Source organism: Mycolicibacterium vaccae NBRC 14118 = CIP 105934, assembly GCF_001552715.1.
In the GTDB taxonomy this organism is placed as follows: domain Bacteria; phylum Actinomycetota; class Actinomycetes; order Mycobacteriales; family Mycobacteriaceae; genus Mycobacterium; species Mycobacterium vaccae.
This window is the reverse complement of record NZ_BCRS01000083.1, coordinates 1-26,374: the sequence shown is the minus strand read 5'-3', so window position 1 is coordinate 26,374 and position 26,374 is coordinate 1. Positions and strand designations below refer to the sequence as shown.

The 26,374-nt window shown below is 69.3% G+C and carries 25 protein-coding genes, 3 tRNA genes and 1 pseudogene; 19 read left to right on the top strand and 10 right to left on the bottom strand.

Annotation, left to right across the window (positions count from 1 at the left end; translation table 11 throughout):
* Positions 1-1,953 (bottom strand): TPM domain-containing protein (locus tag MVA01S_RS16800; protein ID WP_060941645.1); only part of this gene is annotated, 1,953 nt, incomplete at its 3' end.
* Here MVA01S_RS16800 and MVA01S_RS16795 point away from each other — a divergent pair.
* The 3 genes from MVA01S_RS16795 to MVA01S_RS16785 are packed head-to-tail and all read left to right on the top strand — an operon-like array spanning position 1,952 to position 5,618.
* Positions 1,952-3,307 (top strand): deoxyguanosinetriphosphate triphosphohydrolase, encoded by a 1,356-nt coding sequence (locus MVA01S_RS16795; RefSeq protein ID WP_003933311.1) that lies wholly within the window; start codon positions 1,952-1,954, stop codon positions 3,305-3,307. The genes MVA01S_RS16800 and MVA01S_RS16795 overlap by 2 nt on opposite strands.
* Positions 3,308-3,311: 4 nt before the next feature.
* Positions 3,312-5,261, top strand: a complete 1,950-nt coding sequence (gene dnaG, locus MVA01S_RS16790) for a DNA primase (protein WP_003933310.1) — start codon at positions 3,312-3,314, stop codon at positions 5,259-5,261.
* A 57-nt stretch (positions 5,262-5,318) separates the two neighbouring features.
* Complete coding sequence (locus MVA01S_RS16785) at positions 5,319-5,618, top strand: DUF7155 family protein (protein ID WP_040543000.1); 300 nt, start codon at positions 5,319-5,321, stop codon at positions 5,616-5,618.
* Here the strand turns inward: MVA01S_RS16785 and MVA01S_RS16780 are convergent.
* Positions 5,615-5,866, bottom strand: coding sequence for a hypothetical protein (locus tag MVA01S_RS16780; RefSeq protein ID WP_003933308.1), 252 nt, complete (start codon positions 5,864-5,866; stop codon positions 5,615-5,617). The two genes, MVA01S_RS16785 and MVA01S_RS16780, sit on opposite strands and share 4 nt — an antisense overlap.
* 156 nt (positions 5,867-6,022) lie before the next feature.
* Here MVA01S_RS16780 and MVA01S_RS16775 point away from each other — a divergent pair.
* From MVA01S_RS16775 to MVA01S_RS16765, 3 genes are all read left to right on the top strand, one after another.
* A tRNA-Asn gene (locus MVA01S_RS16775) sits at positions 6,023-6,095 on the top strand.
* A 145-nt stretch (positions 6,096-6,240) separates the two neighbouring features.
* Positions 6,241-6,483, top strand: a complete 243-nt coding sequence (locus MVA01S_RS16770; RefSeq protein ID WP_003933307.1) for a hypothetical protein — start codon at positions 6,241-6,243, stop codon at positions 6,481-6,483.
* Between the two features lie 58 nt (positions 6,484-6,541).
* The gene (locus MVA01S_RS16765; RefSeq protein WP_040542999.1) at positions 6,542-7,033 is read left to right on the top strand and encodes an LppP/LprE family lipoprotein; all 492 of its coding nucleotides are present in this window, start codon (positions 6,542-6,544) and stop codon (positions 7,031-7,033) included.
* Between the two features lie 10 nt (positions 7,034-7,043).
* Here the strand turns inward: MVA01S_RS16765 and MVA01S_RS16760 are convergent, their stop codons facing one another.
* Positions 7,044-9,005, bottom strand: a complete 1,962-nt coding sequence (locus MVA01S_RS16760) for an acyl-CoA dehydrogenase family protein (RefSeq protein WP_003933305.1) — start codon at positions 9,003-9,005, stop codon at positions 7,044-7,046.
* 103 nt (positions 9,006-9,108) lie between these two features.
* Here MVA01S_RS16760 and MVA01S_RS16755 point away from each other — a divergent pair, with 103 nt between their 5' ends.
* On the top strand, positions 9,109-9,840 hold the full coding sequence (locus MVA01S_RS16755; protein ID WP_040542998.1) for a VIT1/CCC1 transporter family protein: 732 nt from the start codon (positions 9,109-9,111) through the stop codon (positions 9,838-9,840).
* A 9-nt stretch (positions 9,841-9,849) separates the two neighbouring features.
* Here the strand turns inward: MVA01S_RS16755 and MVA01S_RS16750 are convergent, their stop codons facing one another.
* Positions 9,850-10,290, bottom strand: a complete 441-nt coding sequence (locus MVA01S_RS16750) for a MarR family winged helix-turn-helix transcriptional regulator (RefSeq protein ID WP_003933303.1) — start codon at positions 10,288-10,290, stop codon at positions 9,850-9,852.
* Between the two features lie 105 nt (positions 10,291-10,395).
* On the opposite strand from MVA01S_RS16750, the gene MVA01S_RS16745 reads away from it, so the two are divergent.
* From MVA01S_RS16745 to MVA01S_RS32370, 8 genes and pseudogenes are all read left to right on the top strand, one after another.
* Positions 10,396-12,441 (top strand): ABC transporter ATP-binding protein, encoded by a 2,046-nt coding sequence (locus tag MVA01S_RS16745; protein ID WP_003933302.1) that lies wholly within the window; start codon positions 10,396-10,398, stop codon positions 12,439-12,441.
* The gene (locus MVA01S_RS16740; RefSeq protein ID WP_003933301.1) at positions 12,438-13,283 is read left to right on the top strand and encodes an energy-coupling factor transporter transmembrane component T family protein; all 846 of its coding nucleotides are present in this window, start codon (positions 12,438-12,440) and stop codon (positions 13,281-13,283) included. Before MVA01S_RS16745 ends, MVA01S_RS16740 begins: the two co-directional genes overlap by 4 nt.
* A gap of 21 nt (positions 13,284-13,304) precedes the next feature.
* Complete coding sequence (locus tag MVA01S_RS16735; RefSeq protein WP_003933300.1) at positions 13,305-14,822, top strand: TldD/PmbA family protein; 1,518 nt, start codon at positions 13,305-13,307, stop codon at positions 14,820-14,822.
* Positions 14,823-14,826: 4 nt separating this feature from the next.
* Positions 14,827-16,200: a metallopeptidase TldD-related protein gene (locus tag MVA01S_RS16730; protein ID WP_003933299.1), complete on the top strand. Its 1,374-nt coding sequence runs from the start codon at positions 14,827-14,829 to the stop codon at positions 16,198-16,200.
* A gap of 7 nt (positions 16,201-16,207) precedes the next feature.
* Positions 16,208-17,050, top strand: coding sequence for a carboxymuconolactone decarboxylase family protein (locus MVA01S_RS16725; protein WP_003933298.1), 843 nt, complete (start codon positions 16,208-16,210; stop codon positions 17,048-17,050).
* 43 nt (positions 17,051-17,093) lie between these two features.
* Positions 17,094-17,183, top strand: a tRNA-Ile gene (locus MVA01S_RS16720).
* A 264-nt stretch (positions 17,184-17,447) separates the two neighbouring features.
* Positions 17,448-17,660, top strand: a complete 213-nt coding sequence (locus MVA01S_RS16715; RefSeq protein ID WP_003933297.1) for a hypothetical protein — start codon at positions 17,448-17,450, stop codon at positions 17,658-17,660.
* Positions 17,661-18,322: 662 nt separating this feature from the next.
* A pseudogene (locus tag MVA01S_RS32370) lies at positions 18,323-18,646 on the top strand (tyrosine-type recombinase/integrase); the annotation flags it as partial.
* On the opposite strand, the gene MVA01S_RS31320 reads toward MVA01S_RS32370, so the two are convergent.
* Positions 18,615-18,776: a hypothetical protein gene (locus tag MVA01S_RS31320; RefSeq protein ID WP_003933295.1), complete on the bottom strand. Its 162-nt coding sequence runs from the start codon at positions 18,774-18,776 to the stop codon at positions 18,615-18,617. The pseudogene MVA01S_RS32370 and the gene MVA01S_RS31320 overlap by 32 nt on opposite strands.
* A 195-nt stretch (positions 18,777-18,971) precedes the next feature.
* A complete protein-coding gene (locus MVA01S_RS16705) occupies positions 18,972-19,436 on the bottom strand; it encodes a hypothetical protein (protein ID WP_204249571.1) in 465 nt (154 codons plus the stop codon).
* 204 nt (positions 19,437-19,640) lie between these two features.
* On the opposite strand from MVA01S_RS16705, the gene MVA01S_RS16700 reads away from it, so the two are divergent.
* A tRNA-Ile gene (locus MVA01S_RS16700) sits at positions 19,641-19,714 on the top strand.
* A gap of 14 nt (positions 19,715-19,728) precedes the next feature.
* Here the strand turns inward: MVA01S_RS16700 and MVA01S_RS16695 are convergent.
* Entirely contained in the window at positions 19,729-20,298 is a 570-nt protein-coding gene (locus MVA01S_RS16695) for a DUF2231 domain-containing protein (RefSeq protein ID WP_003933293.1), read from the bottom strand.
* A gap of 110 nt (positions 20,299-20,408) precedes the next feature.
* A complete protein-coding gene (locus tag MVA01S_RS16690; protein WP_003933292.1) occupies positions 20,409-20,639 on the bottom strand; it encodes a hypothetical protein in 231 nt (76 codons plus the stop codon).
* Positions 20,640-20,857: 218 nt separating this feature from the next.
* Here MVA01S_RS16690 and MVA01S_RS16685 point away from each other — a divergent pair, with 218 nt between their 5' ends.
* On the top strand, positions 20,858-23,338 hold the full coding sequence (locus MVA01S_RS16685; protein ID WP_040542996.1) for a SpoIIE family protein phosphatase: 2,481 nt from the start codon (positions 20,858-20,860) through the stop codon (positions 23,336-23,338).
* 3 nt (positions 23,339-23,341) lie between these two features.
* Entirely contained in the window at positions 23,342-23,674 is a 333-nt protein-coding gene (locus MVA01S_RS16680) for an STAS domain-containing protein (protein ID WP_003933290.1), read from the top strand.
* On the opposite strand, the gene MVA01S_RS16675 is transcribed toward MVA01S_RS16680, so the two are convergent.
* Positions 23,662-24,366, bottom strand: coding sequence for an Ntn hydrolase family protein (locus tag MVA01S_RS16675; RefSeq protein ID WP_040542995.1), 705 nt, complete (start codon positions 24,364-24,366; stop codon positions 23,662-23,664). The genes MVA01S_RS16680 and MVA01S_RS16675 overlap by 13 nt on opposite strands.
* A 76-nt stretch (positions 24,367-24,442) precedes the next feature.
* Between MVA01S_RS16675 and MVA01S_RS16670 the strand changes: the two genes are divergently transcribed.
* Positions 24,443-25,390 carry a mechanosensitive ion channel family protein gene (locus MVA01S_RS16670; protein WP_003933288.1) on the top strand — a complete coding sequence of 316 codons (948 nt, stop codon included), beginning with the start codon at positions 24,443-24,445 and terminating at the stop codon, positions 25,388-25,390.
* A gap of 5 nt (positions 25,391-25,395) precedes the next feature.
* Here MVA01S_RS16670 and MVA01S_RS31315 read toward each other — a convergent pair.
* Positions 25,396-26,374 (bottom strand): ICP22 family protein (locus MVA01S_RS31315; protein ID WP_060941644.1); only part of this gene is annotated, 979 nt, incomplete at its 5' end.

The window sequence follows — 26,374 nt, the reverse complement described above, 5'->3', positions numbered from 1 at the left end:
GCCGCCGCCGAATCCACCGCCACCGCCGCTGAACCCGCCACCGAAGCCGCCGCCGCCGAAGCCGCCCCGCAGTGCGCCCGAGAGCAGGTTGCCGATCAGGATGCCGCCGACCACAGCGCCCATCTGACCGCCACCGCCGCCGCGCGGCCCGTTGAAGTGCCGCTGGGCGGCGGCGACGTCCGCGTTGGCCAGGGACTGCGCCTGGGCGGCGAGCATCGCGGCGCCGTTGGCGTGCGCGATGGCCTCGTTCAGGTTCGTCTCGCGCTTGTCGCGGGCAGCCTGCAACTGCCGGACGGCCTCAGCGAGCCGGGTCCGCGCCTCCGGGCCGACGGCGCCGCGCCGGGTGTCGATGTAGTCCGACACCGCCCGCACCCGCGACTGCGCGTTGAACAGCGCCTGGTCGTAGGTGCGGCTGAGCCGCTCGATGGTCTCCCGCTCCTGCGCGACCTCGGCCAGCAGCCGGTCCAGCTCGGCGTCGGCCTGCGTCAGGCGGGTGAACGCGCCCAGCGGGTCGGCGCCACCCTCGCTCTGGGCGAACGAAACCGCCTGCACCGCGGCGTCTCTGGCCGTGCTGAGCTCGGTGGCCACCGCGACCGAACCCTGCGCCAGCTGGGCCCCGGCCTGGTTGATGCCGTTCTGGATGTCGGCAATGACGGCGGGCAGACCGGCCACCGCACGGTTGATGTCGGTGGCGGCGCTGTCCACCGCGTCGAGCAGGGTGCGGGCCTGGCCGAGCGCGGCCTCGGCGCCGTGGATGGCATCGACGAGACCGGCCTGGCTGTCGGCCGGCCGCGACACCAGGCTGCGGGCCGTGCCGATGCTCTGGTCGGCGAACGCCAGCCGCTGCCGGGCCTCCTCGATGTTGTCGGCCACCGAAACCAGTGCGGTCTCGGCGAACTGGGACTTCAGCTGCTCCAGCGTCTGCTCGGCGGGGGTGAGCCGCGCGGTCAGGTCGATCATCTTCTGGGTCAGCGCGTCCAGCCGGGTGGGCGCGTTGATCACCAGGTCGCGCAGCCCGGCGAACGCCTCCCGCTGCGCTTCGAGTTCCTGATCGGCTTTCGCGGCGGACACGATGACCCGGGTGAGCAGATCGCGGCGCTGCCTCGGGGTCTCGGGCACCGCGTCGTCGAGGATGTGCCGGACGTTGAGCGCCTGAGTCAGCGTCTTCTTGGCGTTGGCCACCGCCCGGGTGAACGCGGCGGTGTCCTGCTCGCCGAATTCCTCGACCGCCAGCGCCAATTCGCTCTCGCTGGTGCGCACCTCGTTGTCGACGTCGACGACGATCTTGCGGGACAGGTCGTCGAGCGCGTCCAGCGGCACCGACGCCAGCGCGTCGGGGTCCGACGGGTCCAGCCGCTGCGCCGCGGCGAACTCGGCCTCGCGGCGCTTGCGCCTGCGGCGACGCTGCCACACCACCAGCGCGGCCAGGATCAGCCCGATCACGCCGAGCAGCACCAGCATGGCGACCCAGCTGACCGACCCGCCACCGCCACCGCCGCCGGCCAGCCCCTGGGCCGCCGCCACCGCCGCACCGGCCCAGTCGCCGGTGCGCAGCAGCGGTTCCACGTCGTCACGCCGGACCTTGTCGACGTCGACCCCGCGCACCGCCTCGGTGGGGGCGAGCAGCGCGTAGGCGCGGTCGCCGGTGGCCACCGCAAGGATCGCGTCCTGGCTGCCCAGATCGCTGATCCGGTAGGTGGATTGCGCCCACGCCTGTGCGTTCTGGCCGTCGAAGGTCTCGACGAACACCACCCACAGCCGCAGCCGCCGCTCGTTGTACAGCCGGTCCACCGCACCCTGCACCTCGGCCTTGCCTGCCGCGTCGAGGGCGCCGGCGTTGTCGGTGACGTAGGTGGGCAGCCGCAGCGGCGGCTCGGCCGCCGCTCCCGGTGCGCACAGGAGTCCGACGGTCAGGACGGCGAGCAACATGGAGAGGAGGCGGGCGACACGCATGTCCGCCAATGTAGTGCGGCACGCCCGCACGGCTGTGCTGACCGGGCGATCACCCCTGGCAGACTGTGCGTCGGTGTCCACTGATCTCACGTCGCGTGATCCCTACAGCGAGTTCGACCGCCAGCGCCTGGTGGTCGAACGGCCCAAGGGTGCCGCGCTGCCGGGCACGGGCACCGAGACCCGCACCGATTTCGCCCGGGACCGGGCCCGTGTGCTGCACTGCGCCGCGCTGCGGCGGCTGGCCGACAAGACCCAGGTCGTGGGTCCCCGGGACGGCGAGACGCCGCGTACCAGGTTGACGCATTCGCTGGAGGTGGCCCAGATCGGCCGAGGGATGGCGGTCAGCCTGGGCTGTGATGCCGACCTCGTCGACCTCGCAGGCCTGGCCCACGACATCGGCCACCCGCCCTACGGGCACAACGGGGAACGCGCGCTCGACGAGATCGTCAAGGCGTTCGGCGGGTTCGAGGGCAACGCCCAGAACTTCCGCATCCTGACCCGCCTGGAGCCCAAAGTACTTGACGCGCAGGGCCGCAGCGCCGGACTGAACCTGACCAGGGCGTCGCTGGACGCGGTCGCGAAGTATCCGTGGCCGCGGCAGGAGGGTCGGCGCAAGTTCGGGTTCTACGCCGACGACATGGCCGCGGCTCAGTGGGTGCGCGACGGCGCCCCCGCCGAGCGGCCGTGCCTGGAGGCGCAGGTGATGGACTGGGCCGACGACGTCGCGTATTCGGTGCACGACGTCGAGGACGGCGTCATCTCCGGACGCATCGACCTGCGGGTGCTCGCCGACGCCGACGCGGCCGCCTCGCTGGCCCACGTGGGCGCGAAGTCGTTCCCGTCGCTGACCCCCGACGATGTGATGGCGGCCGCCGAGCGGCTCTCGCAGGTGCCGGTGGTGGCAGCGGTCGGCAAGTTCGACGGCACCCTGGCCGCGTCGGTGGCCCTCAAGGCGCTGACCAGCGAGCTCGTCGGCAGGTTCGCCAACGCCGCGGTCTCCGCGACCCGGGACGTCGCGGGGCCGGGGCCGTTGTGCCGTTTCGACGCCGAACTGGCCGTGCCCAGCCTGGTGCGGGCCGAGGTGGCGCTGCTCAAGACCCTCGCGCTGCAGTTCATCATGTCCGATCACCGGCACCTGCAGATCCAGGCCGATCAGCGCAACCGGATCCAGGAGGTCGCGCTGGCCCTGTGGGGGCAGGCGCCCGGCAGCCTGGACCCGCAGTTCGCGGCGGATTTCGCCGCCGCCCCCGACGACGGCGCGCGTCTGCGGGTGGTCGTCGACCAGATCGCCTCCTACACCGAGGGCCGACTGGAACGAGTGCACGAGGCGCGGTCGCCCCGGCCTCTAGACTGACCGCGTGGCGGCTGAAGCGACTCGAGGGCGGGGCAGGATCCCGGATCGGGACATCGCCGCCATCCGTGAACGCGTCAACATCGAGGACGTCGTCGGCGACTACGTGCAGCTGCGGCGCGCGGGCGCGGATTCCATGAAGGGGCTGTGCCCGTTCCACGACGAGAAGTCCCCGTCGTTCCACGTGCGCCCCAACCACGGACACTTCCACTGCTTCGGCTGCGGTGAGGGCGGCGACGTCTATGCGTTCCTGCAGAAGATCGAGCACGTCAGCTTCGTCGAGGCCGTCGAGCTGCTCGCCGACCGGGTCGGCTACACCGTCACCTACACGGGCGGATCCACCACCAACGTCCAGCGTGACCGCGGCAGTCGCAGCAGGCTGCTGGCCGCCAACGCCGCCGCGCAGGAGTTCTACGCCGAACAGCTACAGACCGACGAGGCCGCGCCGGCGCGGCAGTACCTGCTCGAGCGCAACTTCGACGCCGCCGCGGCGGCCCGGTTCGGCTGCGGTTTCGCCCCGTCGGGGTGGGAGACCCTGACGAAACACTTGCTGCGCAAGGGCTTTGAGTTCAAGGAGCTGGAGGCCGCGGGCCTGTCCCGGGAGGGGCGGCGCGGGCCGATGGACCGCTTCCACCGCCGGTTGCTGTGGCCGATCCGGGCCAGCGGCGGCGAGGTCATCGGGTTCGGGGCCCGGCGGATCTTCGACGACGACCAGATGGAAGCCAAGTACGTCAACACCCCCGAGACTGTGCTGTACAAGAAGTCCTCGGTGCTGTTCGGCCTCGACCTGGCCAAGCGGGACATCGCCAAGTCGCACCGGGCCGTCGTGGTCGAGGGCTACACCGACGTGATGGCCATGCATCTGGCCGGGGAGACCACCGCCGTGGCGTCGTGCGGCACCGCGTTCGGTGACAGTCACCTGGCGCTGCTGCGCCGGCTGATGATGGACGACAACTGGTACCGCGGCGAGCTGATCTTCGTGTTCGACGGCGACGCCGCCGGGCAGGCCGCCGCGCTGAAGGCATTCGACGGGGACCAGCAGGTGGCCGGCAAATCATTCGTCGCCGTCGCCGCCGACGGGATGGACCCGTGTGACCTGCGGTTGAAGTCCGGCGACGGCGCGCTGCGCGACCTGGTCGCGCGCCGTATCCCGATGTTCGAGTTCGCGGTCCGCAGCCTGATCCCGGCCGGAGACGTCCTCGACAACGACCCGCACGCCAAGGTCGACGCGCTCCGTCAGTGTGTGCCGCTGGTGTCGCGCATCCGTGACTACGCGCTGCGTGACGAGTACGCGCGCCGCCTCGCGGGCTGGACCGGCTGGAGCGATGAGAGCCAGGTGCTCAACCGGGTCCGCGAGGAGGCGGCCAAGCGGGGGCTGCCGGAGCGTTCTCGCAGGCGTGGCGCTGCCCGGGAGCAGACCCCGACGCCTGCGGCGCACAGTTCCGGCGAGCCCCGGATGCTGCGGCCCGACCCCGCCGACCCGACGTTGTGGCCGCAGCGCGAAGCCCTCAAATCCGCGCTGCAGTACCCCGCACTGGCCGGGCCCGTGTTCGACTCGCTGGCCGCGGAAAGTTTCACCCACCCCGGCTACGCCGCCGTGCGCGCGGCCATCGAAGCCGCCGGCGGCACCGCGTCGGGTGCCACCGGCGCGCAGTGGATCGAGATGGTCCGAGAGCAGCTGGCCGCGCCGGAGGTCGGCAACCTGGTCAACGAGCTGGGCGTGGAGGCGATCAACGCCGACGACGAGCGGCTGCCGCGCTACATCGGCGGCGTGCTGGCCCGGCTGCAGGAGGTCTGGATCGGCAGGCAGATCGCCGAGGTCAAATCCAAGCTGCAGCGGATGTCGCCGGTGGAGCACAGTGACGAATACCACGCCCTGTTCGGCGACCTGGTCGCAATGGAGGCGTATCGCCGCAGTCTGTTGGAACAGGCCAGCGGTAACGACCTCACTGCGTGAAGCCGATAGGAGAGTTATGGTGGGCTTTATCGAACGTCGGGGAGAAGGCGAGCTGTGATGGTGGGCAAGATCCAGAGCAACAAGATGCGGCTGGTCGCAGGGGCTGTCGCCGCCGCCGCGGTCGCCGTTCCGATGTACGCGTCGCTGGCCGTCGCGGAGGCCCCGCAGTCGACTGCCGGCCCGGCCTGCCTGGCCTGGTTCGGTAACAAGGAGGACGGCAACTGCCTGTCCTACTCCAACGGCACCGGCGCCACGATCGGCACCCCGCAGTTCGGTTTCGGTGAGAACGGCTTCGGCTTCTACACCGGTCCGCTGCTGCCCGGCACCACGATCAGCCGGGGTATCGGCGGCAGCTAGGGGTTTCTCCGCACCATCTGCTCCGGCTCCAGAACCTCGGTGCCGGAGTCGATGCGCGTCAACTTCACCAGCGCCGGGTCGGGGGACACCCGCTCGGCGATCTTTCGTCGTCCGGCATCGATGACGGCCTTGGCCGCCGGGCTGGCCGTGAGCGCGCGGTACGTGCCCGAGATCTGCTCGAAACGCCGCCTCCCGGCCTTGGTTCCCATCACGTAGCCGACGGCCGCAGCTGCGACATACCCGATCACAGGGCTCCTCCCGGAGGTCTTGAAGTGAGGTGACGTGTCGGTGTCCATCCTGCCTCACCGGGGGGCCCGCGCGCCGTGCCGGGAACACATTGGCACCTTCGCGCAGACGTAGGCTAGAGTGCTCTCTGGCCCGCGGCGCAGACCGCGGGAGGGCAATCCCCTGTAGCTCAATTGGCAGAGCATTCGGCTGTTAACCGAAGGGTTCCTGGTTCGAGTCCAGGCGGGGGAGCAGGAAGTCTGCTGTGGCGTTGGTGGGAGACCGCTGACAAAGCGCGCAGCGCCGCTGTGGCGTGGATACGCTGTACTTACCAACGCAGATCTGCAGCCTTTGAGCCTCAACGGGTTTCGCGTCCTTCCGGTAGAGGGGGAACGCCATGTCCATCACATTCCGGGTCGCCGCCGCGGCGATCGGTGCGGCCGCGCTGGTGGGCGCTGTCGGCGTCGATGTCGCGCCGGCGGGGACCTTTCCGAAGAGCGGCTCGTATCACGACGGCGGCGAAGGCGCCACGGTCGAGCCTGCCCCCGACCCCACGACGCTGAAGACCGCGTCGTTCAGCCCGCAGATCCGCGCCAAGACGCCGTGCGGTGCCACTCCGTGGGGCGGCGGCTGCGGTTAAGCCGAACGGTTGGAAGCGCTTTGACGCCCGGCCGAGGCACCCGCCTATTGTGGGGCGCATGCGAGTTGCGCCTCTTCGGGGCAGACACCTGACGCTGGCCGTGCTGGCCGGTGCGGCCACGGTCGCCGCCGGATGCGGCTGGAGCCCGCCGTCGCCGCCGCCGACGAGTACGGCGGCCGACTGCGGCCCGGGCCCGACGGAGCAGGTCGTGGAGTCCGAGCTGTCGCTGCTGCCCGCGGGGATCTGGCGCGAGATCGACAGGGGCAGCGCGGCCGACTGCCGGATGCAGTGGGTCGTGGTGACCTCCGGCGACGCGGCCGACAGCCCGCAGCAGGTGTTCTTCTTCGACGGTGAGGAGCCCGTCGGCCCGCCGACGATGGACCCGAAGCCGTACATCACCGTGACCCCGCAGGGCGAGCATGACGCCGTGGTGCAGTACCAGTGGCGTCAGGGCCAGGATGAGCCGTGCTGCCCGACCGGTATCGGCACAGCCCGGGTGACCCTGGAAGAGGGCAGGCTGACCGTCTTGGACCCGATACCGAACCAGTGACCGTCCGCCGCTAGATCGTCCCCGCGCTGGTCGCGTGCTGAGGGGTGTGCTCGTCGGCGTCCGGAATGTGTTCGGGATGCAGCATCTCGGCGTAGCGCAACTGTTCGGGGATGCCGAACCCGTCGACGAGCAACTCGGCGTACGGCCGCAGCCGCCGGCAACGGTCGTTGATGGCGCGGGTGACGGCCTTGGCGCGTTCGGTGGACAGGAACCGGTGCTCGACGAACCAGGCCTTGTCCTCCTCGATCACCGACAGCGCGTACAGGTCGCACACCATGCCGAGGATCTCGCGGGCCGTCCGGTCCTGGCAGGCGTCGATGCCCGCGACGAACGCCTCGAGGACGATCCGGTCGATATGGGCGTGGGCCACGTGCAGCACGTGGTCCTGCACCGCGTTGAACGCCTCGAACGCGCTCATCTCCTTGGACTTGCCCTGCAGCCGTCGCGCCACCGAGGCCACCATGTACTCCTCGCGGTCCTCGAACATCTGCACCTGGGTGCCGCGGTTGAACAGGCTGCCCTCTTCCTCGTTGTCCTGGCGGGTGTCGAGGACGGTTTGCATGATCGTCTGCGCGGCAGTGCGTTTGAGCACCCGCTCGCCGGCGAAACTGGCGGCGAAGCGCACCCACTCGACGGGACTCATACCCTTGATGTCGTCGGCGTAGGCGGTGAGCAGTTCTTTGGCCACGAGTTGGAACAGCACATGGTTGTCGCCCTCGAAGGTGGTGAAGACGTCGGTGTCGGCCTTGAGTGCGATGAGTCGGTTCTCCGCGAGGTAACCTGCGCCGCCGCAGGCTTCACGCGCCTCCTGGATGGCCCGGGTGGCGTGCCAGGTGTTGGCCGCCTTCAGGCCCGCCGCGCGTGACTCGAGTTCGCGCTGCTCCTCGGGGTCGGGGTCGTCGGAGGTCTGCAGCTCATGGCATTTGGCGACCAGCTCGTTCTGGGCGAACTGCAGCGCATACGAGCGGGCGATCAGCGGGAACAGCCGGCGCTGGTGCACCAGGTAGTCCATCAGCAGCACCTCGCCCCCGTCGGGGTCGGAGAACTGCCTGCGCTGCAACGCATACCGGGTCGCGATGTCCAGGGCGACGCGTGCCGCGGCGCCGGCGCTGCCGCCGACGGTGACCCGGCCGCGGATCAGGGTGCCGAGCATCGTGAAGAAACGGCGGTTGGGATTCTCGATCGGGGAGCTGTACGTCCCGTCGGGTGCGACGTCGGCGTACTTGTTGAGCAGGTTCTCGCGGGGCACCCGGACGTTGTCGAACTGGATGCGCCCGTTGTCCACACCGGGCAGCCCGCCCTTGTAGTGGCAGTCCGAGGTGGTCACGCCGGGCAGGTCGTTGCCGTCCTCGTCGCGGATCGGCACCACGAAGCAGTGCACGCCGTGGGTCACGCCGTCCGGGGTGATCAGCTGCGCGAAAACCGCTGCCACCCGGGCGGTTTCGGCCGCACCGCCGATGTAGTCCTTGCGCGCCGACGGGGTGGGGGAGTCGATGACGAACTCCTGGGTGGCCGGATCGTAGGTGGCCGTGGTCTCCAGGGACTGCACGTCGCTGCCGTGACCGGTCTCGGTCATCGCGAAACAGCCGAGCACTTCGAGATTGATCAGCTTCTTGACGTAGGCCTGATGGTGCCGTTCGGTGCCGAGATTCTCGATGGCGCCGCCGAACAGACCCCACTGCACACCGGCCTTGACCATCAACGACAGGTCACTCATCGCGAGCATCTCGATCTGGGTGACCGCGGCGCCGACGTCGCCGTTGCCGCCGTGCTCCTTCTTGAAGCCGTCCTCGGCCGCCCCTCGGGCGGCCATGATCTTCATCTGCTCGGCCACCTTGGTGCGGGCAATGACGGTGTTGGGCGTGTAGTGCGGCCGGAAGATCTCGTTGCTCAGCTCGCGGCGCACCCGGTTCTTCACGTCCCGGAAGCGACCGTCCAACGAGTTGCGCAAGTGCTCGGCAGTGGTGGTCATGCCTCGACGGTAGCCCGCAGAGACTGCGCACAAACTGTGATGTCGCAAACCTGAGGGGAACCTGACCTGTGCCTGCGCCAGAGGCCGGTGTTCACTCGAGCACATGCCGACATCCGGGCAGCCGCTGTCACCGACGGGAATGCCGCACGTACCTCATCACCGGCACGCCGATGTGACCGGCGGCTGGCTGCGCGCGGCCACGTTCGGCGCGATGGACGGACTGGTCAGCAACACCGCGCTGATCGCGGGCGTGGCCGCCAGTGCGGACGCGCACACCGTGGTGATCAGCGGCGTCGCGGGGTTGCTGGCCGGCGCGTTCTCGATGGCGCTGGGGGAGTACACGTCGGTGACGACGGCCAACGAGCAGATCGAATCCGAAGTACGGGTGGAACGCCGGTCCTTCCGCAGCCACCCCGACGACGAGCGCGCCGAGCTGGTGGCGATGCTCACCGACATGGGGATGTCGCCGGAGACGGCGAAAAAGGCTTCCGAGGAGATCCACCGCGACGAGCAGAAGGCGATGAACTTCCACCTGGTGCAGGAGTTGGGAGTGCACCCCGAAGAGAAGCCGTCGCCCTGGGTGGCGGCGTTCTCGTCGTTCTTCCTGTTCGCCATCGGCGCGGTGATCCCGCTGATCCCGTACCTGCTCGGGTACGCGTCGCTGTGGGCCGGATTGGCGTGCGGCGGCGCGGGTCTGCTGTTGGTCGGCGGCGCCGCGGCGCGGTTCACCCGCCAGCCGCGGTTGTGGGCGGCCACGCGTCAGCTGCTGCTCGGCGGTGCGGCGATCGCGGTGACCTACTTCGTGGGCTACCTGATCGGTGTGGCGGTCACCTGATCAGCTGTCTCAGCGCGGTGACGGGCTCTGGGTCGTCGCGTCCTCGATGATCCGGCGCATGATCCCGACCGCCTGCTCCAGGCACGCGCGGTCGGCCGCACTGAGGCGCTCCAGGTACGGCGCAACGGCCGCCCCGCGGTCCGCGCGGGCCTGACGCAGCGCCGCGACACCGTCGGGGGTGATCCGGATCAGCACCGCGCGCGCGTCATTGGGGTCGGCGGCCCGGGCGACCAGTCCGGCGTCCTCCAGACGGCGCACCTGCGTGGTCATCGTCGGTTGCGAGCAGTGATCGAGCGCAGCCAGATCCGAGATCCGGGCCTCGCCGCGGTCCTCGATCGTGGACAGCAGTCGGGCCTGGGCGAACGGGACCGGCATCCGGAGCCGCTGGTTGGCGAGCCGGTTGATCCGGGCCACCACCGAGAGCAGATCTGAACCGAGCGTGGTCGACATGCGCCCATGGTCACACAGGCCCGACCGGGCAAATCGAGGCACGCCGTGGTGCCGGTCACAGCCCGGGCCGTCGGCCGGCGGACAGCAGACTGGCAGAATCGTGAGATGACATCGGCCGGCCCGGAGCGCGTCCCTCGACGTACCGGACCCTTGCAACCGGTCGAACTCGCCCAGGCCGCGGTGATGGGCGCGCTGTGCGCGGCCATCGCGATCATCGCGGTCGTGGTGCCGTTCGCGGCGGGCCTGTCGCTGCTGGGCACCGTGCCGATGGGTCTGCTCGCCTACCGTTACCGGCTCCGGGTGCTGCTGGCCGCGACGGTGGCCGGCGGCGTGGTCGCGTTCCTCATCGCCGGTATGGGCGGCTTCATGACCGTCGTGAACTGCGCTTACATCGGGGGCCTGACCGGCATCGTCAAACGGCGCGGACGCGGTACGCCGACGGTCATCGGCTGCGCCTTGATCGCGGGCGCGCTGTTCGGGGTCGTCATCGTGGCGGCGCTGGCCGTGCTGAGCCGGCTGCGCAACCTGATGTTCGACTCGGTCACCGCCAACATCACCGGTCTGGCGGCGGTCATCGAACGGGTGCCGGGCATGGAGCCGGTCGCCGAACGGCTCACCCGCGACTTCGCCACCGCGCTGGACTACTGGCCGTTGCTTTTCTTCGCCTCCGGCGTCGTCAGCATCACTTTCGTCAGCCTGGTCGGCTGGTGGGCGCTGTCGCGGGTGCTGGGCCGGCTGGTGGAGGTGCCCGACGTGCACAAGCTGGAAGCCTCCGCCGACGTCGGCGCCATCGCCCCGGTCCCGTTGGAGCTGCACGACGTCCGGTTCCGCTACCCCGGCGCCGCGCACGACGCGCTCGGTCCCGTGTCGCTGACCGTGAAGCCGGCAGAGCATCTGGCGGTCACCGGCGCCAACGGCTCGGGCAAGACGACCCTGATGCTCGTGCTGTCGGGGCGCGAGCCCACCTCCGGAACCGTGCAACGCCCCGGGGCGGTCGGGTTGGGCAAGATCGGTGGCACCGCGGTGGTGATGCAGCATCCGGAGAGTCAGGTTCTGGGCACCCGGGTCGCCGACGACCTGGTCTGGGGACTGCCGCCGGGAGCCGCGGTCGACGTGGACCAGCTGCTCGCCGAGGTCGGGCTCGACGGGTTGGCCGAACGGGACACCGGCGGCCTGTCCGGCGGCGAACTGCAGCGCCTGGCCGTGGCCGGCGCGCTGGCCCGTGAGCCGTCGCTGCTGATCGCCGACGAGGTCACCAGCATGGTCGACCAGGACGGCCGCGAGGGGCTGATGTCGGTGCTGTCGGGTCTGACGCGGCGTCACCGCACCTCGCTGGTGCACATCACGCACTACAACAACGAGGCCGAGGCCGCCGACCGGACCGTGATGCTGGCCGGCAACGGCGCCGACGACAACACCGAGATGGTGGAGCAGGCCGACGTTCCAGCACCGGCCGCGACCGCCGACGAACTGCGCGGCACGCCCGTCCTGGAGCTCGTCGGGGTCGGCCACCAGTACGGCAACGGCACCCCGTGGGCCAAGTCCGCGCTGGACGGCATCGACCTCACCGTGCACGAGGGCGACGGGGTGTTGATCCACGGTCTCAACGGTTCCGGCAAGTCCACGCTGGCGTGGATCATGGCGGGCCTGACCGTGCCGACCACGGGCAGCTGTCTGCTCGACGGTGAACCCGTCTCCGAACAGGTTGGCGCGGTGGCCATCTCATTCCAGGCCGCCCGGCTGCAGCTGATGCGCAGCCACGTCGCCCACGAGATCGCCTCGGCGGCAGGGTTCTCGGTGCGCGAGCGCGACCGGGTGATCGCCGCGCTGGCCACCGTCGGCCTCGATCCGGGCCTGGCGACGCGGCGCATCGACCAGCTCAGCGGCGGGCAGATGAGACGGGTGGTGCTGGCCGGGCTGCTGGCCCGCTCGCCGCGTGCGCTGATCCTCGACGAACCGCTGGCCGGGCTCGACGCCGAATCGGCGCGGGGGCTGCTGCGACTGCTGGAAGACCTGCGCCGCCGCGAGCGGCTGACCGTCGTGGTGATCTCCCACGACTTCGCCGGTCTGGACGAGCTGTGCCCGCGCACGGTGCATCTGGAGAACGGCAGGCTGGCGCCCGCCCCGACCACGGCCGGAGGCCGGTCGTGACCGCCGCCGCGCCCCGCAAGCCGCGCAGGCAGGTGGTGCTGCTGCGCCCGGTGCCCGGCGACACCGTGATGCACCGGCTCTGGGCGGGCTCGAAGTTGTTGATCGTGGCCGGGATCGGCGTGCTGCTGACGTTCTACCCGGGCTGGGTGCCGATCGGGGCGGTGGCGCTGCTGGTGGTCGCCGGCGCGATGCTGGCCCGCATCCCTCGGGGCGTGCTGCCCTCGATCCCGGGCTGGCTGTGGTTCCTGCTGCTGCTGGGCGGGGTCACCGCGACCTTCGCCGGAGGCAGCCCGGTGGTCGGCATCGGGTCGGTCGAGATCGGCCTGGGCGGGCTGCTGAACTTCCTGCGGATCACCGCGCTCTCGATCGTGCTGCTGGGCCTGGGCGCCATGGTGTCGTGGACCACCAACGTCGCCGAGGTCGCGCCTGCGGTGGCCAAACTCGGCCGTCCGCTGCGCTCGCTGCGTATCCCGGTCGACGATTGGGCGGTCACGCTGGCGTTGGCGCTGCGGGCTTTCCCGATGCTGGTCGACGAGTTCAGCGTGCTCTACGCCGCGCGCCGGCTGCGGCCCCGCGAGGTCGACGGCAGCCGGCGCTCGCGGTTGCGCCAGCGGGCGTCCGGCCTGATCGACATGCTCGCCGCCGCGGTCACCGTCGCGTTGCGCAGGGCCGACGAGATGGGCGACGCGATCACCGCGCGCGGTGGGGCAGGGCAGATCTCGGCGGCCCCGTCGGGGCCCAAGCGCCGCGACTGGGTGGCGTTCGCCGTGGTGATCCTGGTGTGCGGCATCGCACTGGCGCTGGAGCTGACGATCCTGGGCACCAGCGGCAGCCGACGCTGAACCCCGCTACGGTGTGAAGGCGTGACAGCCCGAACCGTCGATCCGGACTTCCTTGCGCTGCCGCGCCACGCTCTCGCCGACGCGGCCCTGACCGCGGCGACCCAGGCGGGCGCCAGCTATGCCGACCTCCGAATCCACGCCCGCACCACCGAATCCGTGCAACTGCGCGACGGCGCGCTGGAAACCGCGGTCTCCGACTATGAGATCGGGCTGGCGGTGCGGGTGATCGTCGACGGCACTTGGGGGTTCGCCGCGCACGCACAGCTGGACACCGCCGCCGCCGCAGACACCGCCCGCCGCGCCGTGCGGGTGGCGAGCACGCTGGCGCCGCTGAACGCCGAACGCGTGGAGCTCGCGCCCGAGCCGGTCTACCGGGACGTCTCCTGGGTGTCGGATTACCGGATCGACCCGTTCACCGTGCCGACGCAGGACAAGATCGCAGTCCTGGAGGACTATTCGGGCCGGCTGCTGGCCACCGGCAACGGCGTCGACCACGTCTCCGCGTGGCTGAACACCGCCAAGGAACAGACCTTCTACGCCGACACGTTCGGCTCGTCGATCACCCAGCAGCGGGTGCGCGTGCTGCCCACCCTGGACGCCGTCTCGGTGGACGCCGCGGCCGGGTCGTTCGAGTCGATGAGCACACTGGCCCCGCCCACCGGACGGGGCTGGGAAGCCGTGGCCGGTGACGAGGTGTGGGACTGGACCGCCGAACTGGCGGAGATGCCCTCGCTGCTGGCCGAGAAGGTCAAGGCGCCCAGTGTGGTCGCCGGGCCCACCGACCTGGTGATCGACCCGACGAACCTGTGGCTGACCATCCACGAGTCGATCGGGCACGCCACCGAGTACGACCGGGCGATCGGATACGAAGCCGCTTATGCCGGAACGTCGTTCGCCACCCCGGACAAGCTCGGGCGGATGCGTTACGGCTCGCCGGTGATGAACGTCACGGCCGACCGCACCGTCCGGCACGGCCTCGCGACGGTGGGCTTCGACGACGAAGGGGTGCGGGCGCAGAGCTGGGACCTGGTGCGGGACGGCGTGTTCGTCGGATACCAGCTCGACCGGGTGTTCGCGCCCCGGCTCGGGGTGGGGCGGTCGAACGGGTGCTCGTATGCCGACTCCGCACACCACGTGCCGATCCAGCGGATGGCCAACGTGTCGCTGCAACCGGCCGCGCAGGACGTCAGCACCGCGGACCTGATCGCCGGGGTGTCCGACGGTCTCTACATCGTCGGGGACAAGAGCTGGTCGATCGACATGCAGCGGTACAACTTCCAGTTCACCGGGCAGCGCTTCTTCCGCATCCGCAACGGCGAGCTCGCCGGCCAGGTGCGCGACGTCGCCTACCAGGCGACCACCACCGATTTCTGGGGTGCGCTGGAAGCCGTTGGCGGACAGTCCACCTGGCGCCTCGGTGGCGCGTTCAACTGCGGCAAGGCCCAACCCGGTCAGGTCGCCGCGGTGAGCCACGGCTGCCCGTCGGCGTTGTTCCGGGGAATCAACGTGTTGAACACGCGCGAAGAAGGCGGGCGGTAGAACGATGATCGGGGCACAACTGGTGGTCGAGCTCGCGCTGAACGAGGCGCGGCGGCTGGGCCGGGCGGACGAGACCATCGTGCTGGTCACCGACCGGGTGGACGCGTCGCTGCGGTGGGCCAACAACACGATGACCACCAACGGCGAATCGACCAGCCGCACCACCACCGTCATCTCGGTGATGCGCAAGGGCGAGGACGCGCACGTGGGAACCGTGCGCTCCAGTGCGGTGGACCCGGCGGTCATCACCGATCTGGTGGCCGCGTCCCAGAACGCGGCCGCTGCGGCGCCACCGGCGCGCGACAGCGCTCCTGCGCTTGCCGGCGGCGACCCGCCGGCCGACTGGGACGCCGAGATCCCGCGGACCGGGGCCGAGGTGTTCGGCGACGTGGCAACGACTCTGGCGCGGGGATTCCGGGGCCGCGACACCCTGTTCGGCTACGCGCGGCACATGCTCGAGACGACGTTCGTCGCGACCTCGAACGGACTGCGCAGGCGCTACACCCAGCCGAACGGGTCGGTGGAGATCAACGCCAAGCGTGACGGAGCCAGCGCCTGGAGCGGGGTCAGCACACCGGATTTCGTCGATGTCCCGACGGATTCGATGCTGGAGGACCTGGCGACCCGGCTGTCCTGGGCGCAGCGCACCGTCGAGCTGCCCGCCGGAAGGTACGAGACGCTGATGCCGCCGTCGACGGTGGCCGACATGATGATCTATCTGACGTGGACGATGGGTGGCCGCGGGGCGCAGGAGGGCCGGACCGCGCTGGCCGCGCCCGGCGGCGGCACCCGGGTGGGGGAGAAGCTCACCTCGCTGCCGCTGACGCTGTACTCCGACCCGGGCGCGCCGGGCTTGGAGTGCGCGCCGTTCGTCACGGCGACGAGTTCGTCGGAGCGGGCGTCGGTGTTCGACAACGGTCTGCCCGTCGACCGGGTGGACTGGATCCGCGACGGCGTCATCAACGCGCTAGCCTATCCGAGAGCGGCTGCCGCGGAGTTCGACGCGCCGGTGGCGGTGGGCGCGGACAACCTGCTGATGACCGGTGGGACGGCGAGCCTGCAGGACATGATCGCGGGCACCGAGCGGGGGTTGTTGCTGACCACGCTGTGGTACATCCGCGAGGTCGATCCGTCGGTGCTGCTGCTGACGGGGCTGACCCGCGACGGTGTCTACCTGGTCGAGGACGGTCAGGTCACCGCTGCGGTGAACAACTTCCGGTTCAACGAGAGCCCGCTGGATCTGCTGCGCCGCGCCACCGAAGCCGGGCGCAGCGAGGTCACGCTGCCGCGGGAATGGGGCGACTGGGCGACCCGTGCCCAGATGCCGTCGCTGCGGATTCCCGACTTCCACATGTCCTCGGTCAGTCAGGCGCAATAATGCGGGGGTGACGGAGCGTGAGCTGCCTGAGCAGCTGACCGGCCTGGCCGCGTTGTCCTGCGGGGACGCGCACGCCGACACCAAGATCCGGCTGACCTGTGCCAGGGCGCTGTCCCTGCCGCCGCTGCCGTTCCCCACAGACGTGCCCGACGAACACACCGAGAGCGACGCGGTGCTGACGGCGTTCGCCGAGCAGTTCGCGGTCGACGTCACCGGCATCGGGGACAATCTGCGCCAACGTTTCGGAGAGACGTTCGGGGACAACGCTTTCCGGGTGGTCGTCACGGTGTTCATCGCCGACTTCCTGCCCCGGGTGTGGGCCGGTTGTGATGCGCTCGATCTGGGCAGGCCGGGCTGGATGCCGGACGTGCAGATCGACACGGCGGCCGATCCGGTGGAGACGCTGCTCGGCGGGTTCGTGCCCGCGGTGGCACGGCTGCACGAGCTGGACCCGTTGACCACCGAGGTCGTCCGGCTGCGCGGGGCGCAGGCGCACAACTGCCGGCTGTGCAAGTCGCTGCGGGAAGGCCACGCCCTGGACGCGGGCGGCTCGGAGGAGATGTACGGCCAGATCGCCGACTTCGAAGCGGCCGACGGCCTGACCGACGCGCACAAGGCCGCGCTGCGCTATGTCGACGCGCTGATCTGGGCGCCGTCGCGGATCGAGCCCGCCGTCGCCGACGGCGTGCGCCGGCACTTCTCCGGCAAGCAAATGGTGGAACTGACGCTGGACGTGATGCGTAACGCGGCGAACAAGATCGCGGTCTCGCTGGCCGCCGATGCGCCGCGGGTGGCCGAGGGTACGGAGCGTTACGAGGTCGACGAGCGGGGCCAGACGATATTTGCGTGAACCGTGGTGTGCGACCATGGTGGCCGCGCATGTCGCGCCGGGGGCGGTAGCTCAGTCGGTTAGAGCCGTGGACTCATAATCCATTATTTGGGGTACACCCAAGCGCGGCGATAAGTAAAAGTGCCTAGTCGCAAGTGTATCGAGGTGGGTGGAAACAGTGCTCAGTTCGGCAGCCGAAGGAGAAGTTGAAGGTACAGTGCGGACTCGGGTGTTTGCTGGCTCTGTGAAGTTATCGAGAGGGCTCCCCAATCGTCAACGAAGAACTGTCCACTCTGCTACGTAAGCGGTCGCACGAGTACTCGGTTCGGACCTTCCATATCCAAGAAACCGACGCGTGGCGGTGTCGCTGGTGTGAGAAGCCCTGGGCTTGTCCGTCTATCTCGCGCTTGGATCAGCAGTGACCGGATTCAAGGTCAGCGACCGGGTCGGCGCGAAAGCTGCAGTGCGCGAGCAGATGCGCCAGCACGGCGACCCCAACTGGCCCGCCTACGGCCACGTCGTCAACGTCCAAGCCCAACGCCTGATCTGGGTACGAGACCACCTCGGCGGCGAGCAGAAGCGCGTCACCGCGAAGAGTCGCAGCAAGGCGATGAGAAACGCCGCGAGCTGAAGAAGCAGATCGACGCCGGCTCAAAGTGTCGGGCGGGCGGGCGAAACTCTCCACCGGTTGGATCAGTGGTTGGAGATCCACAAGCCCCGCGTCGACCCGGAGAACGCACCGCTCCTACGCCACCGCCGTCCGCCTGTACATCAACCCCCCATCGGGTCGAAGCGGTTGGACAAGCTCACCCCCGATGATGTGCGCGACGAGATCGCCGCCCAGTACTCCCCGCGGAACGGGCAGAAGGCGTACACCACCCTGCGGTTTGCGGTGAAGGCGGCGGTGGCTGAACAGTCATCTGACGAAACGTGGGCGGCACGGTGGAGGCCGGGTTCATGACCGGCAGGCGCGAATGCGAAATCCTAGGGTTGACGTGGGACCGAGTCGGCGTGAAGCACGACGTGCTCGACATCTCCTGGCAGTTCCGAGAGCTGAAGAAAGTTCACCGCTGCGGCGCTCCCCACTTACGGGGTGTATCCGCGCCGGAAGAAGCGCGTGTCGTTCTGCCCACAGGCGCACTGGGATTTCGAGACCGGGTTCGAGTTCAAGGACTGCGAACGCTCCCTGGTGTGGACGCGGCCGAAGACGAAGGCCACCCAAGAGCAGCCCATCCCGATCACCAAGCCGTCGCACGACATCCTTGAACGCCTGAGGGCCGCGAACCCAACCCGCACAACCTCGTGTTCACCCACCTCGACGGGTCGGCGATTTCCCAATCGCAGGACCAGAAAGCGTGGCGCCGCCTCCTAGAACTGGCCGGGATGCCGCACCGCCGGCAGCACACACTGCGGAGCACCGCGGCGACCCTGCCACGAAGAGCCCAAGTCGATGAAGCCACCAGGATGGAACTGTTCGGGCACACCACCGTGAAGGTGCAGCACCTCTACGCCGAACCGGACCTAAAGCAGCATCGGGGCGCGATGGGAAAGCTCGCCGAACTACTCACTCGCAGGATCTCGAGGGCTAGTCGCACATCCGCAGCCCCTTGTCGATGATCGGGCCAAGGTCGGCGCCGTCGCGCCAGATCGCGTCGACCGACGGGAGGGTGCGTTGGGCTACACCGTTGATGCCGTACACCTTGTCGTCCGCGGTGAACGTCACCCCAGGCTGGCCGAGCGGACCCATCGGGGAGCACGTCACCACCCCGGCGGGAACAGTGAACGGCCATGGGTAGGGCCAGGTGGTTTCACTGATCCATCCCCGCGGCGGGGGTTCCGGGACGGGTGTCGGTGCTACGGCGGGGCGGGTGCATCCGACCGCGAGAAATGCGGCAACGACAAGGTAGGAGAGACAACTCCGCATCAATCACCTCCACGGGTCTCACCGCCGGCTGATGTTCCCGCACTGATCCACCGCCAACACCGACCGCTTCTCCCCACCCGTCAAAGCAATCAACACCCAGATCGGCAGCCAAAACCCGCACAGAAACACCGTCAACAACAAGTGCAGAATGTGGTTCACCGGCCGACCCGTCACAATCACCGCGCTGTACGGGGTGACCGACTCCAACCGTCCCCGGCTCACCGCCACATCCTGAGCCAAGACTTCCTGCAGCCGCGCCTGCCGTTCCATCGGCGGCACCGGTGTTGTCGATATCGGCATCGGGGGTACCTGCCGGGACGGCAACGCCTGCGCCCCAGTGATCGCTGCGGCGACGAACGAGATCACCGCGAAGAGGGTGAAGATCTCGACACCGGAAACCGAGGCCAGGATCAGCAGAATGATCCCGAGGAGGGCTGCTCCTGCCGGGACGCCCCATTTGGTGATCAGTTCATCCGTGCTCACTGGCTCCCCCATAGCAAAGAATGCTAGCGGTCGGCGCCGGTTCGTGATGACAGGAAACCGTGATTCGTCTGCTTGTGGAGTTCGTGTTGGGTGGAGTGCAGTCGGGGTTTGTGGACGGCTAGAGTTTCCCCTGCTGATCGTGGAGTGTCGCGCGAAGGTGAAGTTGAACGAACAGCGATTCAACGGCACCCATCTGACCAGCACGGGGCGGTAGCTCAGTCGGTTAGAGCCGTGGACTCATAATCCATTGGTCGCGGGTTCGAGCCCCGCCCGCCCCACACACCTCGAAAAATCAGGCGGCCCGGCCGCGCGCGTAGGAGACGAGATCTGCGCCGTGATGCGGCGCCTGCCACCGGTGCACGCCGGCGCCCTGCGCGTAGGACAGGTGTCCGCCGAGCGCGCCGCCGACACTGACGACGAGCAGCCCGGCCACCGTCAACACGGTTGCGCGGCGGTGGCGCTCCTTGCGGTGCGCGCGGTAGGCCAGCGCGAACGCCGTGACCCCGACGATGTTGACCGCCGCATGGATCAGGCCCACCCGCCGCTGTTCCCGATTGAGCAGCGGGAAGTCGGCCCAGCCCGCGATCGCCGTGGGCGGGGTGGCCAGCAGGCCGACGCCCAGCAGTCGGCGCGCTGTCGTGCGATCCCGGAGTGCCAGGTCGAACAGCAGGGCCGTCATCCACGATCCCAGCGGGAGGGTGACGAGCAGCGGATGGACCGGATGTCCCAGCCACGATCCGCGCAACGCCGACCCGATCGCACGACCGCCGATGATGCGCTCGACCGTGTCGGCGGCGCGGTCGGCCGGCTGATCGACTGCACTGGCCGATTCTGCGGACCGCAGTAACGAGTGGATGTTCATAGGGGCCTCCTCGCAGGCTGAGGTACCCCGTCAGCGCGCCGTCAACCACGCCTCCCAGACGATCGTCCAATGAGCCTGGGGCTGAGCTGCTTTCAGCGCGGCTGGATGGCCTACTCGCAGCCGGTGCCGTTGCCGTCGCGATCCAGACCGTAGATGTCCTGTCCGACGACGGTCACCGGACCCGAGACATAGGCCGGACCGTTGCCGCTGCCGCCCGCGCAGTCGACGTCGCTCGCGATCGGAACGCAGGCGCCCGAGTAGTTGGGATCGCAGTCGGAGCCCATCTGCAACGGCGCGGGCGCAAGTCCGGCGCTCGCGACGGGCGCGAACGCGAGCCCCACAGCGACCCCAATTATCGATACAGTCAATTTCCCCACGGTGGGGCACTGTAACCCAGAACCGGCAAACCCCGGCCATGCAATAAACGACCAGCGCGATCCGGAAAACGAAGGTACGAGCGGGCTCGCCCCTCTTATCCGTCACCCGGCCAATGCGTCGGACCGGGCTCGCAGCGGCGAACGAGGGTATAGGTCTAGGTTTAGTCCATGCAGCGAACGGGATGTGTCTGGTTACCCGGCGGGAGTCGGTGAATCCGGTGCGCGAACATCTTGACGACGTCGTCGCTGCCCGGGATCAGATGGAACGGCTGGTGCGGGTCATCGTCGCGATCGGTTCCGATCTGGACCTGGACGTGACCCTGCACCGGATCGTGCACGGCGCCATGGAGTTGAGTGGCGCCCGCTATGCGGCGCTGGGCATCAGAGCCGCCGACGGTTCCCTGGCCAACTTCGTGTGCGAGGGACTGGACGACGTCTCCGCGCGCCGGCTCGGCGAGCAGATCGAAGCGGGTTCGCCGGATCCGACGTTGAGCGCCATGCTCGGTATCCCGATCACCGTACGCGGGAACGACTTCGGCGTCCTCTATCTTGCTGACGACCGGCCGGGCCGGGAGTTCTCCGAGTCCCAGGAAGGCGCGGTGCGTGCGCTGGCGACAGCCGCGGCCGCCGCGATCGACAACGCCCGCCTCTTCGAGCGCGAACGTGAGTCGGCCAAGTGGACCAAGGCCAGCCGCGAGATCACCACTGCGCTGCTGTCCGGCGATCCGCAGACCGGGCCGTTGCAGCTCATCGTGAATCTCGCTCTGGAGTTGGCCGACGCCGAACAGGCGATCCTGCTGGTGCCGGCGGAGCCCGAGGTGCCCACAGGTGACGTCGACACGCTCGTGGTGGCGGCCACGGCGGGCCGGTACGCCTCCGAGGTGATCGGCCGCCAGGTCCCGATGGACGGCTCCACCACCGGCGGCGTGGCGCGGCGTGGCCTCCCGCTGATCACCGATTCCTTCCAGTATCCGATCGAGGGGTTCACCGATGTGGGGGACCGCTCGGCGATCGTGATGCCGCTGATTGCCGATGAGGCGGTCCTCGGTGTGATCGCCGTGGCACGCCGGCCCCATCAGGCGGCGTTCGACAACGACTATCTGGAGCTGGTCAGCGATTTCGCCCGGCACGCCGCGATCGCGTTGGCATTGGCCGCCGGCCGCGAACATGCGCTCAATCAGGAACTCGCGCAGGCGGACTCGGTTGACTCTGCGCTGATCGCCGCGACCGAGGAGTTGCGCAGGCTGTGGCGGGCCCGTCGCGTGCTGGCGGTCACCTTCCCGACTCAGGCCGTGCCGCCGGACGCCGCGCCCAAGGTCGTGGCGGTCGGTGAGGACGTGCAGTGGGTCGACCTGCCGACGCAGACCCGGCAGGCACTCGAAGCGTTGCGGGATGCAGATCTGCTGACCCCCAACACCTCCCAGCCCGGGACGGCCGGAATCGCGGTCCAGCATCCCGAAGGAGTGCTGGTGGTCTGGATCGATCTGACCGACCAGCGGGCGTTCACGCTCGAGGACCAGACTCTGCTCACCGTGCTGGCGGGTCGGCTCAGCCAGGGACTGCAACGCGTCCACCGGGTCGATCAGCAGCGCGAGACGGCGTTGGCGCTGCAGCACGCCATCCTCGGGCCGGCCGATCTTCCGCACGGATTCGCGGTGCGCTACCAGGCCGCCAGTCGGCCGCTGCAGGTCGGCGGAGACTGGTACGACGTGGTGGACCTGGACGACGGACGCATCGCGATGATCGTCGGTGACTGTGTCGGCCACGGGCTGTCCGCCGCGACGGTGATGGGCCAGGTGCGCAGTGCATGCCGGGCTCTGCTCTTCGACAACCCAAGTCCCGCTGCGGCATTGGCGGGCATGGATCGTTTCGCGGCGCGGCTGCCCGGCGCCCAGTGCGCCACCGCCGTGTGCGCGGTGCTCGACCCGGCCACCGGCGAACTGGTGTATTCCAGTGCCGGGCACCCACCCCCGATCCTGGTCCACGCAGATGGTGCCGTCGAGCAGCTCACCGATGCACACACGATCGCGCTGGGGCTGCGGGTGGGCCGGCACCGCCCCGAGGCCAGCTTCACGATGCCGGCGGGTTCGACTCTGCTGCTCTACACCGACGGTCTGGTGGAGCGGCGCCGGGTGCTCCTCGAAGAGGGGATCTCCCGCGCCGCGGCGCTGCTCGAGGAGCAGCGCGCCTCCCCGCTCGAGGAGCTGGCCGATCACATCATGTCGCAGATGGCACCGAGTTCGGGCTATCAGGACGATGTCGCGCTGCTGCTGTACCGGCACCCCGCCCCGCTGGAACTGGACTTCCCGGCCGACGTCAGCCATCTGGCCTCGACCCGCAAGGCGTTGCGGAACTGGTTGACCAGTGCCCGTTTGGAACCCGGCCAGGTGATGGATGTGTTGGTCGCCGCAGGGGAGGCCGTCGCCAACGCCATCGAGCACGGCCACCGGCACAGTCCCGGAGGCACGATCAAGCTCAAGGCCACGGCGCTGGTCGACCGGGTGCAGTTGACGATCGCCGATACCGGATCGTGGAAGCGTCCCCAGCCCGCCCTGGACACGCATCGCGGTCGGGGACTGATGTTGATGCGGGGCCTGATGCAGGATGTCACGATCGACCACGGCACCTCAGGAACCACCGTTCGCCTCTACGCCAGGATCTGATTGATGTTCACCGAGCTCTCCCTCGACATCGCCCGCCGCCCGGACGGGGCCGTCACCGTGACCGCGGCAGGTGAGATCGACCTCAGCAACGTCGACGCGTTGAAGCAGGCGCTCGCCGCTGCCGTGGAGTCCGCCGGCAGTGATGCCCGTATCGTCGTCGATCTCGCCGCGGTGGAATACGTGGACAGCGCGGTGATCAGCGCGCTGTCGGCCTGCGCCGAGCGGATCGACACCGTCATCGTCAACCCGCTGCTCGTCACGGTGTTCACCATCAGCGGGCTCAGCGAACTCGTCACCGTCGAGTCCGCCCCGGCCGATGCGGGTCAGTCGCGCTGATCGAAGAGCTGATCGAGGGCCTGGTGCTCCAGCTCGACCCACCGATCGACTTGGCGCCGAACCTCTTTGACTTCTTCCGGGGTCAGGTGCTCGGCTCCGTCGGGAGTGATGCGGCAGATGTCCATCGGGCCGCCGACGCTGGGTGAGGACGCATCCAGGGCGTCGAGCACCCGCAGCGCCGCGACCACCCCGTAGTCCACGTCGCGTTCGGTCATCCCGAAATGTGCCAGCAGCGCATGCGCCTGCTGGGCCATCGCGGCGCCGCTGCCGATGGCCTGAAATCCCGTCTCCTCGTGATGACCGATCAGGCCGTTGGGATCGATGTCGATGATGAACGGGTCCCCACCCGCGTAACCGGCGGCCAGCACATAGGTCGCCGGGGTGCCGCTGGCCTCCTGGGCGGGCACGTCGGCGATGAAGTTCGCGTAATGGTGCTTGAGGATCGGCAGTATCCGGGCCTGCAGTGCGTGCCCGACGTTCCTGGCCTCCAGCACCGAGTCGGGCTCCTCGGTGAAGACCTGCTCGACGTCGTAGAGCACCGCCCGGGAACCGCTGCCACCCCAGGCCGCGTGGGTGCCGAGGGTGTGCAGTTTCTGTGCCGGATAGGTCAGGCCACGCCCGGGATCGGTGATCTGTGAGTCCGATGCCAGAACCACTCCATTTGCGCACCGCAGCGCCAGAACGACTGTCACACCACGATCCTGTCACGTCACCGGGCAACCCCGGCCGCGGTCGCGCACCGGATCCGGTCACCTATGGTGGGAACACATGGATGTCTCCCTTTTGGCTTTCGAATGGACGGACACCAGCAGGCACTGGCTCATCGAGGTGCCGATCCGGATCGTCGCGTACGTCGTCGTCGCGCTGATCATCCGGTTCGTCGTCCACCGCATGATCGACCGCGCGACCACCGCCAGGTCACGCAAGGACCGCACCACGGCCGACACGGAGCGCGGCAGGACGCCGCCGCTGGTGCGCTATCTACGCGACCGCGTGCCGTCCTCGGCCACCAACGAGCAGGTCATCGCACGGCGTCAGCAGCGGGCCCAGACCATCGGCTCGGTGCTGAAGTCGACGGTGTCGATCGTGCTGCTGGTCTGGGTGGTGCTGGCCGTCCTCAACGTCCTGGGCGTGAACATCGCGCCGTTCATCGCCTCGGCCGGTGTGGTCGGGCTGGCGATCGGCTTCGGTGCGCAGAACCTGGTCCGCGATTTCGTGACCGGTGTGTTCATGCTGCTGGAGGACCAGTACGGGGTCGGAGACACCGTCGACCTCGGCGAAGCGGTCGGCGAGGTCGAGAGCGTGGGTCTGCGCATCACCACGGTCCGCGACATCGACGGCACGCTCTGGTACGTCCGTAACGGCGAGATCGCCCGGGTCGGCAACATGAGCCAGGAGTACGCGGTTGCCCGGATCGAGGTGCCGGTGGCGCTGACCGCCGACGTCGACCGGGCCGAACAGGTCGCGGTGGAGGCCGCCAGAGAGGCCGTGGCCGACCCCGCGCTGGCGGGAAAGGTGATCGGTGAACCCGAGATGTTGGGTGTGCAGGAACTCTCGCCGGACCTGATCAGGCTGCGGATGACGGTGAAGGTCCGGCCCAACGCGCAGTGGTCGGTGCAGCGCAAGCTCCGGCGGGCGATCCTGCGGGCCTACGACGAACACGGGATCGACCTGCCCTACCCGGGTGGGCGGGTGCAGACCGCCGTCGGCGAATAGCCGGTTCAGCCGCCGGACGCCGGCGTGCCAGCGCTGTCGGTGCCCGCGGGGGTGCCGTCGCCGTCCTGACCGGAGGTCGGCTCCTGCGGATCCGTGCCGGTGTCGGTGTCGGCGTCCTCGGTGGCCGTCTCCTCGTCCAGTTCGGCGCCCGCGTCAACTTCCTCCACGTCGTCGACGTCCTCGACGTCCTCGGCGGGCTCCTCCGGGTCCGTCTCCTCGGGCTCGGTCCCGGGGTCGACGTCCTCGGCCGGGGGTGCGGTGCCGTCGTCTGACGCCTCCGGCGATCCGGTTTCGGTCCCGGTTTCCGAAGCCGGTCCGGTCTCTTCCTGCACCGGCGCCTCGGTGTTCTTCTCGGCGGGTTTGTCGGCGGTCTCGGCGGGTTGGTCCGTGCCTTCCTGTGCACCACCTGCGGCCTCGTCGGCCACGGACGAGGACAGTGCCTCGACGCCGGCTGCCGATACGGACGCCGACGGAAGCGGGAAGCTGGGCAGCGGCGGCAACGGGATCGGGAACCAGCCGAAGTCCAGCACGTACCGGACCTCGCTGACGATGCCGTTGTAGACACCGGTGAGCGCGGTGTTGACGATGTCTCCGAGGCCGTCGAGCCACACGTTCAGGTTCAGCGGGTCGTTGACCACCGGATCGAGGAAGTCGTAGACGAAGCTGTCGACGACGGGCAGCACGAAGTTCGGATACCAGATCAAGATCTGATCGGAGATCAGGTAGCCGAACGGGATCCAGTTGATCAACCACGGGCCGAGGTCCAACGACACGTAGTTGGCCCAGTATCGGGAGATCGAGTAGACGCGGTCGATGAGATCGGATGCGGCATTGAGGGCGACGGGGCCGTCGAGCGCGCGCCCCCCGACCTCGCGGCCCCCGGCCTCCCGGCCCGCGACGTCCCGGAGGTCGACGATGTCCGTTTCCACGCCCGCCGCGGCGCGACCGGCGGGTGGATCGCCCGCGACGTCGACGGTGACCGCT

What these genes read in the sequence shown, in the direction of transcription:
- MVA01S_RS16795 (WP_003933311.1), top strand. Translation starts at nt 1,952, where the DNA reads ATGTCCGCCAATGTAGTGCGGCACGCCCGCACGGCTGTGCTGACCGGG.
- MVA01S_RS16785 (WP_040543000.1), top strand. Translation starts at nt 5,319, where the DNA reads ATGGTGGGCAAGATCCAGAGCAACAAGATGCGGCTGGTCGCAGGGGCT.
- MVA01S_RS16770 (WP_003933307.1), top strand. Translation starts at nt 6,241, where the DNA reads ATGTCCATCACATTCCGGGTCGCCGCCGCGGCGATCGGTGCGGCCGCG.
- MVA01S_RS16765 (WP_040542999.1), top strand. Translation starts at nt 6,542, where the DNA reads ATGCGAGTTGCGCCTCTTCGGGGCAGACACCTGACGCTGGCCGTGCTG.
- MVA01S_RS16760 (WP_003933305.1), bottom strand. Translation starts at nt 9,005, where the DNA reads ATGACCACCACTGCCGAGCACTTGCGCAACTCGTTGGACGGTCGCTTC.
- MVA01S_RS16755 (WP_040542998.1), top strand. Translation starts at nt 9,109, where the DNA reads ATGCCGACATCCGGGCAGCCGCTGTCACCGACGGGAATGCCGCACGTA.
- MVA01S_RS16750 (WP_003933303.1), bottom strand. Translation starts at nt 10,290, where the DNA reads ATGTCGACCACGCTCGGTTCAGATCTGCTCTCGGTGGTGGCCCGGATC.
- MVA01S_RS16745 (WP_003933302.1), top strand. Translation starts at nt 10,396, where the DNA reads ATGACATCGGCCGGCCCGGAGCGCGTCCCTCGACGTACCGGACCCTTG.
- MVA01S_RS16730 (WP_003933299.1), top strand. Translation starts at nt 14,827, where the DNA reads ATGATCGGGGCACAACTGGTGGTCGAGCTCGCGCTGAACGAGGCGCGG.
- MVA01S_RS31320 (WP_003933295.1), bottom strand. Translation starts at nt 18,776, where the DNA reads ATGGGTCCGCTCGGCCAGCCTGGGGTGACGTTCACCGCGGACGACAAG.
- MVA01S_RS16695 (WP_003933293.1), bottom strand. Translation starts at nt 20,298, where the DNA reads ATGAACATCCACTCGTTACTGCGGTCCGCAGAATCGGCCAGTGCAGTC.
- MVA01S_RS16685 (WP_040542996.1), top strand. Translation starts at nt 20,858, where the DNA reads ATGTGTCTGGTTACCCGGCGGGAGTCGGTGAATCCGGTGCGCGAACAT.
- MVA01S_RS16680 (WP_003933290.1), top strand. Translation starts at nt 23,342, where the DNA reads ATGTTCACCGAGCTCTCCCTCGACATCGCCCGCCGCCCGGACGGGGCC.
- MVA01S_RS16670 (WP_003933288.1), top strand. Translation starts at nt 24,443, where the DNA reads ATGGATGTCTCCCTTTTGGCTTTCGAATGGACGGACACCAGCAGGCAC.